Below are 13,697 nucleotides of genomic sequence, written 5' to 3'. Positions count from 1 at the left end.
TTCCCATAAAGCGATCACCATCCTCGTTATACATTATAATATATAACGAGGTAAAAGTAAATGCAAAATAGGCTCAAACCACTGGTTTTAATGGGTTTTTAACGAAATAGCTCGTTACACTTTTCGGGAACCTAGGTTTCAACGCACAAAAAAACCTGCTACTTAACGTAACAGGTTCTATCTAACATCATATTTGATGCGTAGTTCATGGTGGCGGAGAAGGTGGGATTTGAATTATTATGATGCTAAAAAACGGGATAAAATCGTCATTAATCAAATCTCATAGAATCCCATTATATAGCTATCTTTAGACAATCCCGTACTATCTGGAAACACCTTTTAAAATTCTCTAAGGGGTAAATTTAGGGGTCAAAATATCAGTTTAGGGGTCATAATTTATAGGGGGCTGTATTTTTCCAATATCTTCATTTACTGATTTGGCTAATGTCCTTTTCTCGGACATTAGATTTTGTAACATTATATCCTATAGCCATGAAAAAGACCACCCCAAAGGTGGCCTTTTTTTAATGGACAATTGTACCAGCTAATCTAAAACCTTCTGGTGCCGGTTGTTCCATAAACTGATCAACTGCAATCCTTCCAGCATCGGCCTTTGATTCTGCGTCTACTTCAAGGTTAATGCTGATCGATTTTGATTTATAAAAATATAGCACCGTTACATCATATAATTTCTTAGAGCTAACCCGATCGTTCATTTCGCACGCCCCATTAAAAGCTCAACGGCTGCATTGAATCCCAAAACAAACGCCTGGTAACCTTCAATGTTTGAAAGTTCAAGTGATGCTTCTTCAATTTTTAGCATTAACTGTTCATCATGCTTTTCGATCTTACTAATCAAGCGCATATATTTTCCGTGCGCCCGATTAAATTCGCTTGTTTCCTGAATCGGTTTCTCACTCGCATAATCCCATAAAGCCTTTAAACTACCATTTTCCATAATTTTATATTCCTTTCAATTTTAATTAATTAGCCTATTGCAAGACTTTTAACGCTGGCGGGTATACTCTTATCAGGTCAGCTTGTTTTATCGTCCCTATCATAGCATCAGTCAATATACCCCTAAATGCCTGAAGCTGTTCTAATTCTTCCTGGGTGATGCCCTCAACCTCAATGGCCTTGAAATACTTCACTGCGTAAAAATTCATGATAGATTTTAAACCGCTGACCGATGTTTCAGCCAATAAGCTTTTGGCCATTCGGATCATACCATCCAGATAAACAAGCCGGTAAGTTGGCTGTTCTGCTGCTTCAATAATTCTTAACATCGCAATCCCTCCATCGCTGGCTCCTATAGGACCGGGTGTCCAATTGACCCTGCATCTGCATAAATCTGCACATCCTGTTTATAACCCTCGTAAGTATCAACCCGCTTGATATTGTAGTACCGGCCTTTATATTTGATTACGTGGGTTGTGGGATCAATATCATCTCTCCAGTTGATTACAAATAACATTTCTTCACTGGTTTGAATGGCTGCGGCTTTATAAAACTCACTGGCTGATAACTGCCGAACATATGCCCAAAGACTACCAGGGTGAATGGCTTCAAGCGATGATGGAAACATTCCACCAATTTCATTTTCTGTATATACCGCTTTTAGTATCTGGATTTTTTTATCTTTTAAACGTTTTTTCATTAATCGTTCCTTCCCCATGGAAAAGCCCCACGGTTTTAAACTCTTTAAGGGGTGTTAGTATATGATCGCCCTTTTAAAAACGGCTTAAAATGGCGATATCGGGCTTGTTTTTTCTTCTCTATCACACCGCTTCTACAAATTCCTGATAGTGGTCACATAATCCCACATAAGCATCCAACAACGATGCGGTACCATCTATTTTCATTTTGGGACTGCTGGCTTTTGCGGGTATGATGTTTTCATTTCTGTCCGTTATTACACCAGTGTTGCTAAGTGACCACCGCAATATCGTATTATTGTTATAGTTAATCTTCTTTGCTTTCAGATCGGCCCCTAATTGCTGCATTGGCAAACTTAAGGTTTGGGCACCCTGTCGGCACTTAATCATTTTAAAACCGTTTTGCTCCATATCTTGTATAAAATATGTCGCTGACCAGGCATCAACATAGATCCATGCCGGGCTGATCCCGTGAACTTGCACCAATTCCATAAACCACGCCGTCACATCTTTGTAATTAATGGTATTACCGCTACAAACCCTTAACAGGCCACGCTCACGCCACTTGTCATAGGGGATTTTATCGGCTTCCACCCGTTCATAAAAACCATCTTCTGGCAACCAGTACATCTGGGTCACAAATCGTTCCTCTGTCTTTGAATCCATCATTAAGGCCGTGGCACAGGTAAGATCCCCCGTTTTTGAAAGATCACATCCACCTATGAAATAAGATCCCCGGAACTTTTCCAGATCAAAGGTTTTTTCATTGACGATATCGTCCCAGCTTAACCATGCGTTATAGGCGTTCGATTTGATATTAAAATCTTTGCACAATATTCCGGCCAAATCATTGGGGCTATTTTCTGCCCGTTTGATCTTGTTCTCCAGATCGTCAAGCTTCTTAATCGTACCAAGACCGGGATTTGCTTTAATCCACTTTGCCGGGTCTTTATACTCGTTTTTTTTGTCCAGCTCATAGATGATCGGTAAAAACGTTTCATCCTCAAAAGTACCGTCCACCACTCCACAGGCATAAGCATAGATATCATCAAAGATATTTTCTCTCACTGTCCCGGAAGTTGACACCATCAGCATTAAAGGTTGACGTCTGGCACTCATGGACTGCTTCATTACTTCATAAATGTTGCGGTCATTTATGCTGTGCAATTCATCAATCACACATAAATGACTGTTTAGCCCGTCCAGGCTGTTGGAATTTTTCCCCAACGGCTCAAATTTTGATAACGTTGGTTCAAAATAAAGATCTGTTTTCCTTTTCCGGATAAACTTTGATAGATCCGGGGACTGCTTCACCATGTTATGCGTTTCATTAAAGATAATCTTTGCCTGATCCTTCTTGCTGGCACAGGAAAATATCTCGGCTCCCGGCTCATTGTCTGCAATCATCATATACAATGCTATACCGCTGGCCATGGTACTTTTTCCGTTTTTCCGGGCGACCATGAACAACGATTCCCGGTATTTCCGGTGTCCGGTTAAATCATCGATGAAACCGAACAGGGCCATAATATAAGCCTTTTGGAATAATCCCAGCTTAACGGGTTTACCGGCCCATTCTCCTTTGCTGTGTCTGCAAAATGTTTCTATAAATTTTATCGGTTTATTCCCCCGATTAATATCAAAGTGGTACCCTGGCTGGGGATTATCCAGAGTGTTCGCAATTTTTTTATATTGCTTCTCGACCCGCTTTGATACAATCACAGCACCGGTCTGGATCTGGTGCCAATAGGTTTGAATATAATTTTCTTTACTCGTTATCATGGATAAAATTTAGCAGCGCTTCCCCTTTGGTATCCACAGCAATTTTAGGCAATAGGTCTGTTAATTGCTTATATAACAAGCTGTACCGCTGCACCGTTGTATTGTAGGCTTTTAATGAGGGCGATTCCCTCATAAATTCCTGGCTACCCTGTTTGAATAATTCAACCGGGCCACCTTCTTTTACTTTTTCTTTAAGATCATCCAGGGTTTCACCCATGAAAAGAATTTCCTTCACAAGCTTTTCAGCAATTTGCTTTTTGTCTTCTGGTACCAGCTTCAATATTTTGTTTATCTGACGTTTATTTTTTTGTATCTCTCGATCTTTATTCACATCCATTTCTTTCACCACCTGTATTAGTATATTATGTTTTGCTACCCCGCCTTAATACGGCGTTGCGTGGAGGGGCTTCCCTATATCCCTCCGACGGTGCCAACGATTGATGTTTTTTTCGTTAATACGGGGGGTATCACAACGTTCTTAAAATTTTTTTCTGCAAATATTTGTTGAGAAATTAATGTTACTTATCTACGATTGTGTAACTTATCATTAATTCCCGCAACGCTTGTTATTCACTCACTTTTTCAGCACCCCTACTAATATAATGTTCTATTTTTTCATTGTGTCGCTTTATTGTGAGATTTCGCCCGTTTCGGTTTGCTTCTTGATCTTATCATGAAATCTTTATCATCATAACAACCGCTATTTAATGCGGTTTGCAAGACCTTTTCTTTTGTTTATTTTGTTTCCGTTTTTCATTGTGTAACATTGTTAATAAAGCTTGAAGCTTTTAAGCTTATCATTAATTATGTCCTGGGTTACTCCGATATATAGCAGCGTTACATCGATGGATGAATGGTTGAAGATCATCTTCAAAGTGACCACATCTTTTGTCTGCTGGTAATAATGGTAGCCCATTGTTTTTCTTAAGCTATGTGTCCCAAAGCTTCCCTGTAAACCAATCGCCTTTGCTGCTGTTGATAGAATGATATAGGCTCGTTGCCGGGTGATCGGTTTGTTGTAACCCTTCTGGCTCTTGAACATAAACTCATTATCTTTCAGGTCATTAAAATAAATGTACTCATTCGCTGCTTTCTTCAAAATGGGATTTATTTGTATTTTGGTTTGCTTATTTGTTTTCTTCTCTCGAAAAAAGAAAAAGTCTCTATCCCTAAAATCTTTAACCTTTAGGCTTAATAAATCTGATATACGATACCCAGAATAAAACCCGGTTAATGCCAGAATGTAATCTCTTTCATTGCGCGCTTTAAGGTATTCAATGAAATTGATTATGTCGTTAGTATCTCTGATTGGATCAACACTATTCATTTTTAATTAGTTCCCCTTCACTGTTAAAGCATAATCCCTTCATGCATTCCGAACCTGCTAAATGTTCACGGGTGTGACAATCCTGGCATAGATACTCAAGGTTTTCCCAGTTCAATGTGATCATAGGATCATGAATGTTCTTCGGTGATATGTACTGTTTATGGTGGACTATGCGTCCCGGCTTTCCGCATCGTTCACATATAAAATGCTGACTTGCTGCGTATGCCTTTGAAGTCCTTCTCCATTTCACCGATTTATAAAAGTCTTTTGCATAGTCCTTTGCCATAAATCATAATCTCCTTATTCTGTTGGTTTAGCTGCCATGGCGGTCAATACTTTAAGCAAACTGTTAATGGTCCGCTCCAGCTTCTCGGTTTCCGTCCCTTCTGCGTTATACCACAGCGCCAATAAGAATTTACTGACGGTATCGGCTAATGGTTCGGTGGCCTGTTGGGTTGCACTCATGCCGGTTGTGGTTTCAATATAATCCGGGATGGCGGACAACAACGGGGTAATCACCCCGTCATTGTCTGTACCATCAAGCCTGAGATAGTCTCTTGCTTCTGTAACCGTCATATCTTAAAGGGCTGCTTCGTATAGTTTAACGAATGCTTCGGTAACAATTGGCTTAGTGTCCGCAACTGCAATGGCCCGGTAATCAATCAGGCCCGATTTAAAGCTGGATTCTCTGGAGACTTCAATAACAATCCCTTCGGGGATGTTGTAACCCATGTAAGCCCAGTTTCCCAGATAAATATCACCATCTGCGATATTATCGTCAATAACCACTTCACGGCCTAGAATGTAACCAATGCTTTCCTGTTTCGGATCTGCAATAAAGATGGGTCTTCTGTTATCATCTACAATGTTGTAAATATGGGTGTATAAGGTTGCATTGTTGCATGCCCATTTTGCCCCGGCACTATAACCCCGTTTCAGTTTTGACATTAAAGACACAAAGTTTGAATAGGTTGGAATACCGGCTTTTACATACTCAATAGCGTTGGCATCTTTTACCCAGGTGATTGATTCTATCCCTGTTCCCTCGGTTGTCCCTGCACCATTAACAATCGAATCGGCGATGGTTTCCATCACACAAGCGGTTAATTCATCGGTGATGTAGGATTCAAAAGCGCTGATACTCATTTTCTTAGCAGCTGCACTGATTGAAAATACTTTGAGGATCTCATAACCATTAAAGGCCACTGATGCAATGGTTTCTTTTTCAGTCTCAACGGTTACCCCTTCAACGTGCCATGCTGCTTTACTGGTAGGGGTTCCCACCGGCACACTAATCTTAGTGGGAATATTGAATGATCGGCACTGTGGAAGCAATCCACCCATGGTTCTGGCCTTGCTGATCACTTCATTGAGTGTTTGGGTTGGTAATACTGCTACCGCATTGGTAACGGTGTTAAAGGCATCGGCTCGTTTTTCTGTGTCTACAATGGTCTGCGCCCGGTTAAATGCTGCGGTCTCAAAGGTTGTAAGCTTTTGGCCTAACAATGTTTTAAAGAACGCTGTCCGGTATTCTGGACTAGCAAACACATCACCGTCCAGGGCTTCCTGTGATGCTCTGGTTTCAAATGTTCCCCCGGTGATTGGGTTGAATTGTCCACGCTGCACTGGTTCCGCTTGTGGAACATCCTTTGAAGCAATGTTTTCTTTTGCCTGGTTAAGTCCTTGGATCTCGACGTTAAGGCTCCTAACATCGGCTTTTGGGTCGTTGTCGATGGTTCCTTTGATCTGTGCTGCTCTGGTTTCGATTTCCTGAATACTGGCATTCCGATAATAATTAAAGCTTTCTGCTACTGTTTCAAATTTCATGTTTATTTTTCTCCCTTAAATAAAATTTTATTGGCCATAATTGTAATGGCTTCTTTGACCTGATCGGTGCCGTGTGCCTGAATGGCTGCCCTGGCTTCCACAGATGTTTGCGAATAGGCTGGTAATGGCACAATTGACACCTCATAAACTTTTTCAATCTTCAATATTTCCCGTGTATTGGTCGCTGGGTCGTACCGGTCACCCCCTGCCGGGACTTTAAAGGCAAAACTCATTCCTGAAAGATCGCCCCGTTTAACTGCCGTATGAACGGATCGGGCTTCTTCGGTGTCGGGTAACGTTGCGCTCATGGTCAACCCTGCCGGGTCTAACTTGAATTGCATCGTTTTTGGTGTTTTGGCTAAAGGGATCTTGCTTAAATCGTGATTATATAAAAGCCGTGTATCGGACAAATCACAATCATCAAGCGCACCCCTGCGGATAATTTCGGTGTAAGATCCTGCCGGATCATTAATGATGGTCGGCTGATCAAATACAATCGGCACACCAACTATGAGAAGGCTATTGTCAACCCCTGCCGGGGATGAGGTCGCTCTTGTCTCTGCTCTAATTTCTGCTATTCTTTTTTCCTTCATGTGGTACTCACTCCTTTTTTCTCCTCCGTATTCTTTAAACCATGTTTCTATTATTTCTTTCCAGGCGTTTTTATTTATGCGCCGTTCATCATTTTCCAGTCTGTCCAAACAGTCTTTTTTTGTGGTCTCCACATACTGATATTTGACGTCAAATCCCTTCAACATCGTTTTTACATAATCTGTTGGCCATCTGGTAATTAAATAAAATGTACTAATATCGCTATCTTTTTTCAATTCTCTTAAAATTGTCTCTCTGATTTTAAGAACGATCCCATGACCCGGTTGTTTAATTTCACTGTGATTTTCATTTACACTTAGTGCGGTCAACAATTTATCGTAATCATAAACAATATCATTTTCTTTCGCATTCTGCTGAACATAGGTTGATTTTCCAGAACAAGGACAGCCATAGACTACTTCTATCTTCATTTTTCATCACCGCCTAATTGATATTGTTCTGCTTTGGTGGCATCCACCACGTTCAATGTTTGAAGCCGTTTGTCACCATCCGGAATACTGGGTAGGTTTAGGATTTCCAATGCCTGGTTAATCGATAGCAACCCCAATGGCACCAATTCTTTGATCATGTTGACTTTGGTGGCGTTGCTGGAAAAAATCAATCGTCCGGATTCAAAACAAATACTGTTACCAAATGTTTGCTCCCGGTCATTAAATACTTTCCGGGTAAATTCCAGGCTTAATTGTAAGGCGATCGGCTCCAGTGTTGATTCATAGAATGCTGAAAACTGATCCTCATTGTATGAACTGTTAACAATGCTTTCTGATATGCCCAGATAGTTATAGATCTTAGTTTTAATGGCTTCAATCTGATTGGTGTCAATATTTACGGGTGCCTGATTAATCGGGGTGTATTCCATCTTTTCATCCACCACAATCACACCGCCGTTATTGTTCATTTGAAGGTAATTCTCCATGAAAGTCTTACGGCTTTCATTTAACTTTTCCTCTGACAATATTTGAGTATATCTCATAATTCCCCGGATATTGGCTGATGATTGAATGCTGGTAACCATCCCTTCACTTTGAGCGTGGGCAAGCTCCAGCGTGTCCATGATGGCGGTGTTCGGATCTCCCAGCAAATCATTTTGATTAAAGTTTCGTCTCAAATGGATAATATCCGAATAAGGCAAAATCACATCTTTTCCGTTGTTGAACAAAAATTTGCAATACATTTCCCCAGATGGATCTGTGATAAAGTCCAAATGGCTTGCGCCCATGGGATAAACACCCAATAACTGGCCCCGGTTATCTTTCTGCAAATAAGCAAAAGCGTTATTGTAAAGATAATAGTGGGTGACCATCTTATACAGGAAATCATAGGCGGTCATATACGGGTTGGGTGATACCTGTAGCAGCTGGTTAATTCTGCAATCACCTTCGACCTTTTTATGATCGGCGTAACTGATCACATGGCTTCCCTTTAATTTTCCGCAATTCCGGGCGATGGCATCCACGCCACCCCGGTAAATGTCCAGTGAATAGGCATCGCCTGACCAGGGGGAAAAGCTGTTGTTTCCGCTGATTAGTTCCGCCCGTTCCATCGTCTGTGGGTTGGGTACTGGTTTTTTGAATCGGTTAAAAATGCTAATGTTCTTCACGCTCCTTTTTTTATTACTATTTTGTCAAATGGATTTGACCGTTTAATACATTGTTTTTAATTAATGCACTGGACAAAATTAATTCATTAGTGCTATAATATTTATCAATAGTTTATCTGTGTGCCGTCTTCAAACTGCAATTTGAGGGCGGTTTTTTTATATGCTTCTCTGCCCATACCAAATCAGTGTATGAACCATCTTTCTGGGGTGCCAGCTTCGCCCCTAACAGCTTTTCACTGTGTAGCCCACATAAAACATCATCCAGATAGTCAAGAGCCGATAAAACGGCATCACTGGGGTTTTCAATACTCAACAGGGTATTTTCGGCCATGTGAATAGCTTCTTCAATCAGTTTCAATTCGGTGTATTGCGTTCTCATTCATTTATTCCTTCCTGTTTATCATTAATAAAATCACGATAATCACCGTTAATAACCTTCTCCCATTTTTCAGGACATAATAACCAATTAATGTTTAATTTAAAGTTATGCTCTGTAATACCCAGTAGATATGAACTGCCAACTATATTGTCGATGAGTACATCGATTGTACCGATTGCATTTGTTTTATCAACAACAAACATATTTGTATTATCGCTAAGCTTTTTTATCTGCTTTTCAGTGAGTTTTTTAATAGGCTCTGATAAATTTAAGGTATTCCATAAATCAATGAAATATTGAATATCTTCATCACTTAACGAACTAACGTTATTATTTTCTTGTGATAGTACAGGGATTGACTGACCAACTGATTGACTGATTGGTTCTAGATTTTTAGTCTTAGTCTTGTTATTTCTCTCGTATTCTACTTTTTTTATTCTTAGTTCTTTTTCTAGTTTTTTTTCTAATTCTTCTTCTAATTCTTTATTTGACTCTTTATTTATTTTTTTCTTTTTCTCTATCTCTGTGTTACATTTTGTTACTGGCGATATCTCGGCTAATTCCAGTTCGTTACCGTCCGTTACTTCGGCGTTACATTGTAACGCTGCTTTTAGTTTCCTGTGTTTCCGCACTCTATCGGTGCTATCACATTCGCTACCTACAAGCTCCGGAAACATAGTCAAGTAATACACATCACCATCAATTATTAATAGTTCATATTTTACGCAAAAATCAATGGTTTCTCTGACCATGTCAACATCTTCTTCTAGCTCATCGGCTAACTGTTCAAACATACTTTCTTCTAAACCTTCAAAAACCAGATTTCCATCGTCATTTAGACTCATCAATAACATTCTTTGGTAAATGAATAAGTATGTTAAACCATTATCAAGTTTGCGCATCTTTCTTATTATCCGATCGTTGAAAAAATCATCTTTAAGCTTTAACCAATAGTATCTTTTCTTTTTAGCCATACTAACTCCTTAAGTTTACCGTCATCGGGTATCATATCAATTACACCATCACCCATGATTTTGATTATGCCGTAATCAATAAATATCTCAATAGCAGTCTCAACATCTTCAATAGATTTTTCTGTCATATATGAAAGGGTGACCGCATTATTTTTTATTTTTCCTTCATCTTTTAGGCTTATCAGATACATTTGTATAAGTATATTTAAATAAAGGAAACCATCTGGCAACGATTCAATGGCAATAATCGTCTCATCATCAAAAAAATCATCCCGTAAATCAAGATATAATTCATCTTTATTGTTGTCCATGTTCCCCCCTCGACTCTGCAGAAACCCATTCATGAAATTCTTTTTTAGCAACGATTTTCTTTCTTCCAATTCTGATTGTTGGGAAGTCTTGCCGGTTTGTGAGCTCATAAGCCTTTGGAAGACTTATCGAGAGCAATTCTGCTATCTCCTGTACTGTATATGTAAGTTTTTCCACATCTCCACACCCTTTCGTTTTTTATATTCTGCTCCAACAAGTCCGGTTCTTCCGGAATATGAAAACTATGGCCGTTACTAATCATTAGCCTGCTGCTCCCGGATCTCTTCAATAAAATTTAATAAATCTTGTTCCTGGTCACCGTAAACGCTGCTGCTCTGGACAAGGTCAGATAAAAGATCTAGCATTTCATCTTGAGACAATTCATATTCCATGCTTACTCCTCCCTTTTTGAACCTTTTCAATTGCTTCATATATCTGTTTTTTTTCAATTTCAGATAATTCATGTCGCATTTTACGGCATAGGGTAGACTCACCAATGCCTAATTCCTCGGCTATTTGCCATTGATGCAAATTAGCGATTTTAATAGAATCCTTGATTTCCTTGTTTTTCATTTTTTTACTCCTTTTAAAATTCTATTGCTTATGCTATAATCATCATAGTGAACGCAACAACGATAGCATTTCTTAATATGATTATACAACAAGAAAACAACAAGTCAAGGAAAATATTTCTAAATGTGAATATATTTTGTTTGCGTTTCTATTAATGAATACATAATATTAAAAGGAGATGCTCATGGACAATAATGTAACTAAGATATTTTCTAAAAGGTTGAAGAATTTAATTTCAGAAAGTGGGAAATCTATCAAACAGCTTTCCGAGATATTGGGGATACCTTCTGGGTCATTAAGCAAATATCAAAATGACGGTGCCGAACCAGGTATAAATAATTTATATAAAATGTGTGATCATTTTAATGTATCAGCTGATTTTATGTTAGGGTTAAGCGATGTAAAAAGTGTGGACACTGATTATAAAGTCATCAACAAAATACTTCCATTAGATGAATTATCTATTATAAATTTGACCCTATTAAAAGCATCGGATGAAGTTTTTATAAATGACAAATATTTTTATATTGAAAATGACAAGACGCTTCATTTCAAGCCATCTCTAATATTAAATTCATTCATTTCTAATTCATCATTTACTATTTTTTTACATGACTTCCTTTTATTTATTGGTTCTCAAGTTCTGCTTGTAGAGTACTCAAAATGGGCAAAAGAGCTTACTTTTGATTTAGTAAGGAATGACGATGTAATTACCAAAACCCTCCTTGGAGGATATAAAGTTGAAAAATACAGTGATGAAATATTAAATGCTGCTGCGGAGAACTTATATTCTATTATTGATCGTGAATTATTTGAAGATCGATCTAAATTTAATGATATTGACTATTTGATATACAAGTTTGACAAAGAAGTAAAACTTGTGACCGAGAATGTTTATTCAGAACTATCCGAAAAAGCTAAAAACACCTTGTGGATTTCATCTGATTTAGATAATTTAAAAGCAGCATTTAAAGAAAAACTTGAGAACATTACAAAAACGCTTCATGATGAGCTGGGAAAAGCAAATATGTAACTACTGGTAACACCATAGTAACAAACGGTAACTGATGGTAACACTTTAGTAACGGCGATACCATCCAATTTGGATGGTATGAAATCTTCAACATCTAAATACAAGGAGGTAACCCCATGGCAAATAAAAAGAGTACCCGTAACGCTCACGGCTCCGGCACCATTCGCCAACGGCCTGATGGAAGATGGGAAGCCCGGTGTACCATTGGTACTGATCCGGGTACAGGAAAAGCAATCAGAAAATCTATTTATGGTATCAGTCAACAAGATGTCAGGAAGAAAATGAACGCCATCACGGCTGCTATTGATAACGGGGAGTACAAAGAACCGTCCAAATTGACCACTGAGGACTGGTTAAAGATTTGGATTAAAGAGTATACCCTTAACCTGAAACCCCTCACATTGAGGTCTTACCAGTCCCATATTGACAACCACATTACCCCTACACTGGGTAAAATCAAAATATCGGTTCTGGCTCCGCATCATATCCAGAAATTTTATAACGGCCTTAATGACGATTATTCAGCCAAAACCATTAAGAACATTCACGGGGTGCTGCATAAATGCCTAGAGCAGGCTACGGCCCTGGGATACATCAAAACAAACCCGGCTGATTTCTGCAAATTACCCCGGCTGGTTAAGGCTCAAGTAACCCCCATGGATAAAACCATTGTCCCGGCATTTCTGGAAGCCATAAAGGGCCATCAGTTTGAAAATATCTTCATTGTGGATATCTTCACCGGGTTACGGCAATCGGAAATTATCGGTTTAACCTGGGACTGCGTCAATTTTGAAACCGGAACGATCAACATATACCGTCAGTATCAACGGCTTATTGGTTCTTATCAATGGGCTACCCTAAAAAATGGCAAGACACGGCTTATTAGGCCTGCAAAATTGGTTATGGATACTTTGAAGGCTGAAAAGATAAAACAGGCCGAAAATAGACTGAGGGCTGGTTCAGCATGGGAGAATGATGAAAACTTTATCTTCACCAATGAGATCGGGGAGTTTGTCAAACATCCCACATTATTGAAACATTATAAAAAAGTTGTGACCGGGATCGGCTACCCTGAATTGCGGTTCCATGATCTGCGTCATGCTTTCGCTGTCCTGTCATTACAAGCCGGGGATGATATTAAGACCGTCCAGGAGAATTTGGGCCATCACTCTGCATCCTTCACCATGGACACTTACGCCCACGTTACCGATGCTATGAGAAAAGAAAGTTCTGATAGAATGGAAGCCTTGATCCAGAGCCTTTAGGGGTCAAAAAAACCTCTAAGGGGTCAATTTAGGGGTCAAACCCATTTCAGGGCATAAAAAAAACGCCGTTAGATGGCGTTCTTATCAGTTTTCTTATTAAATTTAAATGGCGGAGAAGGTGGGATTTGAACCCACGCACCGCGTTAACGGCCTATACCCTTAGCAGGGGCACCTCTTATAGCCACTTGAGTACTTCTCCAAAGGTAATAATGCAAAATTATTTATTCAATTCTCTGGCATTTGATGGCCGAGAGGGTGGGATTCGAACCCACGTGGGCTTGCACCCTAACGGTTTTCAAGACCGCCCCGTTATGACCACTTCGGTACCTCTCGTAATTCAAAATGCAAGACTAATATTACC

Annotated in this window: 20 protein-coding genes and 2 tRNA genes; 2 read left to right on the top strand and 20 right to left on the bottom strand. The window is 39.4% G+C overall.

Features of this window, described 5'->3' with window-relative positions:
• Nucleotides 1–524 precede the first annotated feature (524 nt).
• From ACEW8F_RS06230 to ACEW8F_RS06145, 18 genes are all read right to left on the bottom strand, one after another.
• On the bottom strand, nucleotides 525–716 hold the full coding sequence (locus tag ACEW8F_RS06230; RefSeq protein WP_373482608.1) for a hypothetical protein: 192 nt from the start codon (nucleotides 714–716) through the stop codon (nucleotides 525–527).
• The gene (locus ACEW8F_RS06225) at nucleotides 713–958 is read right to left on the bottom strand and encodes a hypothetical protein (RefSeq protein WP_373482607.1); all 246 of its coding nucleotides are present in this window, start codon (nucleotides 956–958) and stop codon (nucleotides 713–715) included. The genes ACEW8F_RS06230 and ACEW8F_RS06225 overlap by 4 nt, the downstream gene beginning before the upstream one ends.
• Nucleotides 959–992: 34 nt before the next feature.
• Nucleotides 993–1,286: a hypothetical protein gene (locus ACEW8F_RS06220; protein WP_373482606.1), complete on the bottom strand. Its 294-nt coding sequence runs from the start codon at nucleotides 1,284–1,286 to the stop codon at nucleotides 993–995.
• A 23-nt stretch (nucleotides 1,287–1,309) separates the two neighbouring features.
• On the bottom strand, nucleotides 1,310–1,657 hold the full coding sequence (locus ACEW8F_RS06215) for a phage head closure protein (RefSeq protein ID WP_373482605.1): 348 nt from the start codon (nucleotides 1,655–1,657) through the stop codon (nucleotides 1,310–1,312).
• 121 nt (nucleotides 1,658–1,778) lie between these two features.
• On the bottom strand, nucleotides 1,779–3,437 hold the full coding sequence (locus ACEW8F_RS06210; RefSeq protein WP_373482604.1) for a terminase large subunit: 1,659 nt from the start codon (nucleotides 3,435–3,437) through the stop codon (nucleotides 1,779–1,781).
• The gene (locus ACEW8F_RS06205) at nucleotides 3,424–3,774 is read right to left on the bottom strand and encodes a hypothetical protein (protein WP_373482603.1); all 351 of its coding nucleotides are present in this window, start codon (nucleotides 3,772–3,774) and stop codon (nucleotides 3,424–3,426) included. Before ACEW8F_RS06205 ends, ACEW8F_RS06210 begins: the two co-directional genes overlap by 14 nt.
• 432 nt (nucleotides 3,775–4,206) lie before the next feature.
• Nucleotides 4,207–4,764 carry a tyrosine-type recombinase/integrase gene (locus ACEW8F_RS06200; RefSeq protein ID WP_373482602.1) on the bottom strand — a complete coding sequence of 186 codons (558 nt, stop codon included), beginning with the start codon at nucleotides 4,762–4,764 and terminating at the stop codon, nucleotides 4,207–4,209.
• Nucleotides 4,757–5,050 (bottom strand): HNH endonuclease, encoded by a 294-nt coding sequence (locus ACEW8F_RS06195; protein WP_373482601.1) that lies wholly within the window; start codon nucleotides 5,048–5,050, stop codon nucleotides 4,757–4,759. Before ACEW8F_RS06195 ends, ACEW8F_RS06200 begins: the two co-directional genes overlap by 8 nt.
• Before the next feature lie 14 nt (nucleotides 5,051–5,064).
• On the bottom strand, nucleotides 5,065–5,340 hold the full coding sequence (locus ACEW8F_RS06190) for a head-tail connector protein (protein WP_373482600.1): 276 nt from the start codon (nucleotides 5,338–5,340) through the stop codon (nucleotides 5,065–5,067).
• 3 nt (nucleotides 5,341–5,343) lie between these two features.
• Nucleotides 5,344–6,591, bottom strand: coding sequence for a phage major capsid protein (locus ACEW8F_RS06185; RefSeq protein WP_373482599.1), 1,248 nt, complete (start codon nucleotides 6,589–6,591; stop codon nucleotides 5,344–5,346).
• Nucleotides 6,592–6,593: 2 nt separating this feature from the next.
• Nucleotides 6,594–7,613 (bottom strand): HK97 family phage prohead protease, encoded by a 1,020-nt coding sequence (locus ACEW8F_RS06180; protein ID WP_373482598.1) that lies wholly within the window; start codon nucleotides 7,611–7,613, stop codon nucleotides 6,594–6,596.
• A complete protein-coding gene (locus ACEW8F_RS06175; protein ID WP_373482597.1) occupies nucleotides 7,610–8,803 on the bottom strand; it encodes a phage portal protein in 1,194 nt (397 codons plus the stop codon). The genes ACEW8F_RS06180 and ACEW8F_RS06175 overlap by 4 nt, the downstream gene beginning before the upstream one ends.
• Nucleotides 8,804–8,915: 112 nt before the next feature.
• Complete coding sequence (locus ACEW8F_RS06170) at nucleotides 8,916–9,182, bottom strand: hypothetical protein (protein WP_373482596.1); 267 nt, start codon at nucleotides 9,180–9,182, stop codon at nucleotides 8,916–8,918.
• The gene (locus tag ACEW8F_RS06165; protein WP_373482595.1) at nucleotides 9,179–10,156 is read right to left on the bottom strand and encodes a phage replisome organizer N-terminal domain-containing protein; all 978 of its coding nucleotides are present in this window, start codon (nucleotides 10,154–10,156) and stop codon (nucleotides 9,179–9,181) included. Before ACEW8F_RS06165 ends, ACEW8F_RS06170 begins: the two co-directional genes overlap by 4 nt.
• Nucleotides 10,126–10,467, bottom strand: coding sequence for a phage replisome organizer N-terminal domain-containing protein (locus ACEW8F_RS06160; protein ID WP_373482594.1), 342 nt, complete (start codon nucleotides 10,465–10,467; stop codon nucleotides 10,126–10,128). The genes ACEW8F_RS06165 and ACEW8F_RS06160 overlap by 31 nt, the downstream gene beginning before the upstream one ends.
• Nucleotides 10,454–10,642: a helix-turn-helix domain-containing protein gene (locus tag ACEW8F_RS06155; protein ID WP_373482593.1), complete on the bottom strand. Its 189-nt coding sequence runs from the start codon at nucleotides 10,640–10,642 to the stop codon at nucleotides 10,454–10,456. Before ACEW8F_RS06155 ends, ACEW8F_RS06160 begins: the two co-directional genes overlap by 14 nt.
• A gap of 77 nt (nucleotides 10,643–10,719) precedes the next feature.
• On the bottom strand, nucleotides 10,720–10,857 hold the full coding sequence (locus tag ACEW8F_RS06150; RefSeq protein ID WP_373482592.1) for a hypothetical protein: 138 nt from the start codon (nucleotides 10,855–10,857) through the stop codon (nucleotides 10,720–10,722).
• Nucleotides 10,847–11,038, bottom strand: coding sequence for a hypothetical protein (locus ACEW8F_RS06145; protein WP_373482591.1), 192 nt, complete (start codon nucleotides 11,036–11,038; stop codon nucleotides 10,847–10,849). Before ACEW8F_RS06145 ends, ACEW8F_RS06150 begins: the two co-directional genes overlap by 11 nt.
• A gap of 184 nt (nucleotides 11,039–11,222) precedes the next feature.
• Between ACEW8F_RS06145 and ACEW8F_RS06140 the strand changes: the two genes are divergently transcribed.
• Both ACEW8F_RS06140 and ACEW8F_RS06135 read left to right on the top strand, forming a co-directional pair.
• Nucleotides 11,223–12,071 carry a helix-turn-helix domain-containing protein gene (locus ACEW8F_RS06140; protein ID WP_373482590.1) on the top strand — a complete coding sequence of 283 codons (849 nt, stop codon included), beginning with the start codon at nucleotides 11,223–11,225 and terminating at the stop codon, nucleotides 12,069–12,071.
• Nucleotides 12,072–12,187: 116 nt separating this feature from the next.
• On the top strand, nucleotides 12,188–13,336 hold the full coding sequence (locus ACEW8F_RS06135) for a tyrosine-type recombinase/integrase (RefSeq protein ID WP_373482589.1): 1,149 nt from the start codon (nucleotides 12,188–12,190) through the stop codon (nucleotides 13,334–13,336).
• Between the two features lie 107 nt (nucleotides 13,337–13,443).
• Here the strand turns inward: ACEW8F_RS06135 and ACEW8F_RS06130 are convergent.
• Together ACEW8F_RS06130 and ACEW8F_RS06125 are read right to left on the bottom strand one after the other, a co-directional pair.
• Nucleotides 13,444–13,535: transfer RNA gene (locus tag ACEW8F_RS06130), tRNA-Ser, on the bottom strand.
• A 45-nt stretch (nucleotides 13,536–13,580) separates the two neighbouring features.
• Nucleotides 13,581–13,669: transfer RNA gene (locus tag ACEW8F_RS06125), tRNA-Ser, on the bottom strand.
• Between the last annotated feature and the right edge of the window lie 28 nt (nucleotides 13,670–13,697).

Source organism: Acetobacterium sp. (assembly GCF_041752335.1).
Taxonomy (GTDB): domain Bacteria; phylum Bacillota; class Clostridia; order Eubacteriales; family Eubacteriaceae; genus Acetobacterium.
Note: the sequence above shows the minus strand (reverse complement) of the source record. Positions and strands in the feature narration are given on the sequence as shown.

Excerpts from the sequence above, each read along its gene's own strand:
- ACEW8F_RS06230 (WP_373482608.1), bottom strand. The coding sequence starts at position 716 with ATGAACGATCGGGTTAGCTCTAAGAAATTATATGATGTAACGGTGCTA.
- ACEW8F_RS06225 (WP_373482607.1), bottom strand. The coding sequence starts at position 958 with ATGGAAAATGGTAGTTTAAAGGCTTTATGGGATTATGCGAGTGAGAAA.
- ACEW8F_RS06220 (WP_373482606.1), bottom strand. The coding sequence starts at position 1,286 with ATGTTAAGAATTATTGAAGCAGCAGAACAGCCAACTTACCGGCTTGTT.
- ACEW8F_RS06215 (WP_373482605.1), bottom strand. The coding sequence starts at position 1,657 with ATGAAAAAACGTTTAAAAGATAAAAAAATCCAGATACTAAAAGCGGTA.
- ACEW8F_RS06210 (WP_373482604.1), bottom strand. The coding sequence starts at position 3,437 with ATGATAACGAGTAAAGAAAATTATATTCAAACCTATTGGCACCAGATC.
- ACEW8F_RS06205 (WP_373482603.1), bottom strand. The coding sequence starts at position 3,774 with ATGGATGTGAATAAAGATCGAGAGATACAAAAAAATAAACGTCAGATA.
- ACEW8F_RS06200 (WP_373482602.1), bottom strand. The coding sequence starts at position 4,764 with ATGAATAGTGTTGATCCAATCAGAGATACTAACGACATAATCAATTTC.
- ACEW8F_RS06195 (WP_373482601.1), bottom strand. The coding sequence starts at position 5,050 with ATGGCAAAGGACTATGCAAAAGACTTTTATAAATCGGTGAAATGGAGA.
- ACEW8F_RS06190 (WP_373482600.1), bottom strand. The coding sequence starts at position 5,340 with ATGACGGTTACAGAAGCAAGAGACTATCTCAGGCTTGATGGTACAGAC.
- ACEW8F_RS06185 (WP_373482599.1), bottom strand. The coding sequence starts at position 6,591 with ATGAAATTTGAAACAGTAGCAGAAAGCTTTAATTATTATCGGAATGCC.
- ACEW8F_RS06180 (WP_373482598.1), bottom strand. The coding sequence starts at position 7,613 with ATGAAGATAGAAGTAGTCTATGGCTGTCCTTGTTCTGGAAAATCAACC.
- ACEW8F_RS06170 (WP_373482596.1), bottom strand. The coding sequence starts at position 9,182 with ATGAGAACGCAATACACCGAATTGAAACTGATTGAAGAAGCTATTCAC.
- ACEW8F_RS06165 (WP_373482595.1), bottom strand. The coding sequence starts at position 10,156 with ATGGCTAAAAAGAAAAGATACTATTGGTTAAAGCTTAAAGATGATTTT.
- ACEW8F_RS06160 (WP_373482594.1), bottom strand. The coding sequence starts at position 10,467 with ATGGACAACAATAAAGATGAATTATATCTTGATTTACGGGATGATTTT.
- ACEW8F_RS06150 (WP_373482592.1), bottom strand. The coding sequence starts at position 10,857 with ATGGAATATGAATTGTCTCAAGATGAAATGCTAGATCTTTTATCTGAC.
- ACEW8F_RS06145 (WP_373482591.1), bottom strand. The coding sequence starts at position 11,038 with ATGAAAAACAAGGAAATCAAGGATTCTATTAAAATCGCTAATTTGCAT.
- ACEW8F_RS06140 (WP_373482590.1), top strand. The coding sequence starts at position 11,223 with ATGGACAATAATGTAACTAAGATATTTTCTAAAAGGTTGAAGAATTTA.
- ACEW8F_RS06135 (WP_373482589.1), top strand. The coding sequence starts at position 12,188 with ATGGCAAATAAAAAGAGTACCCGTAACGCTCACGGCTCCGGCACCATT.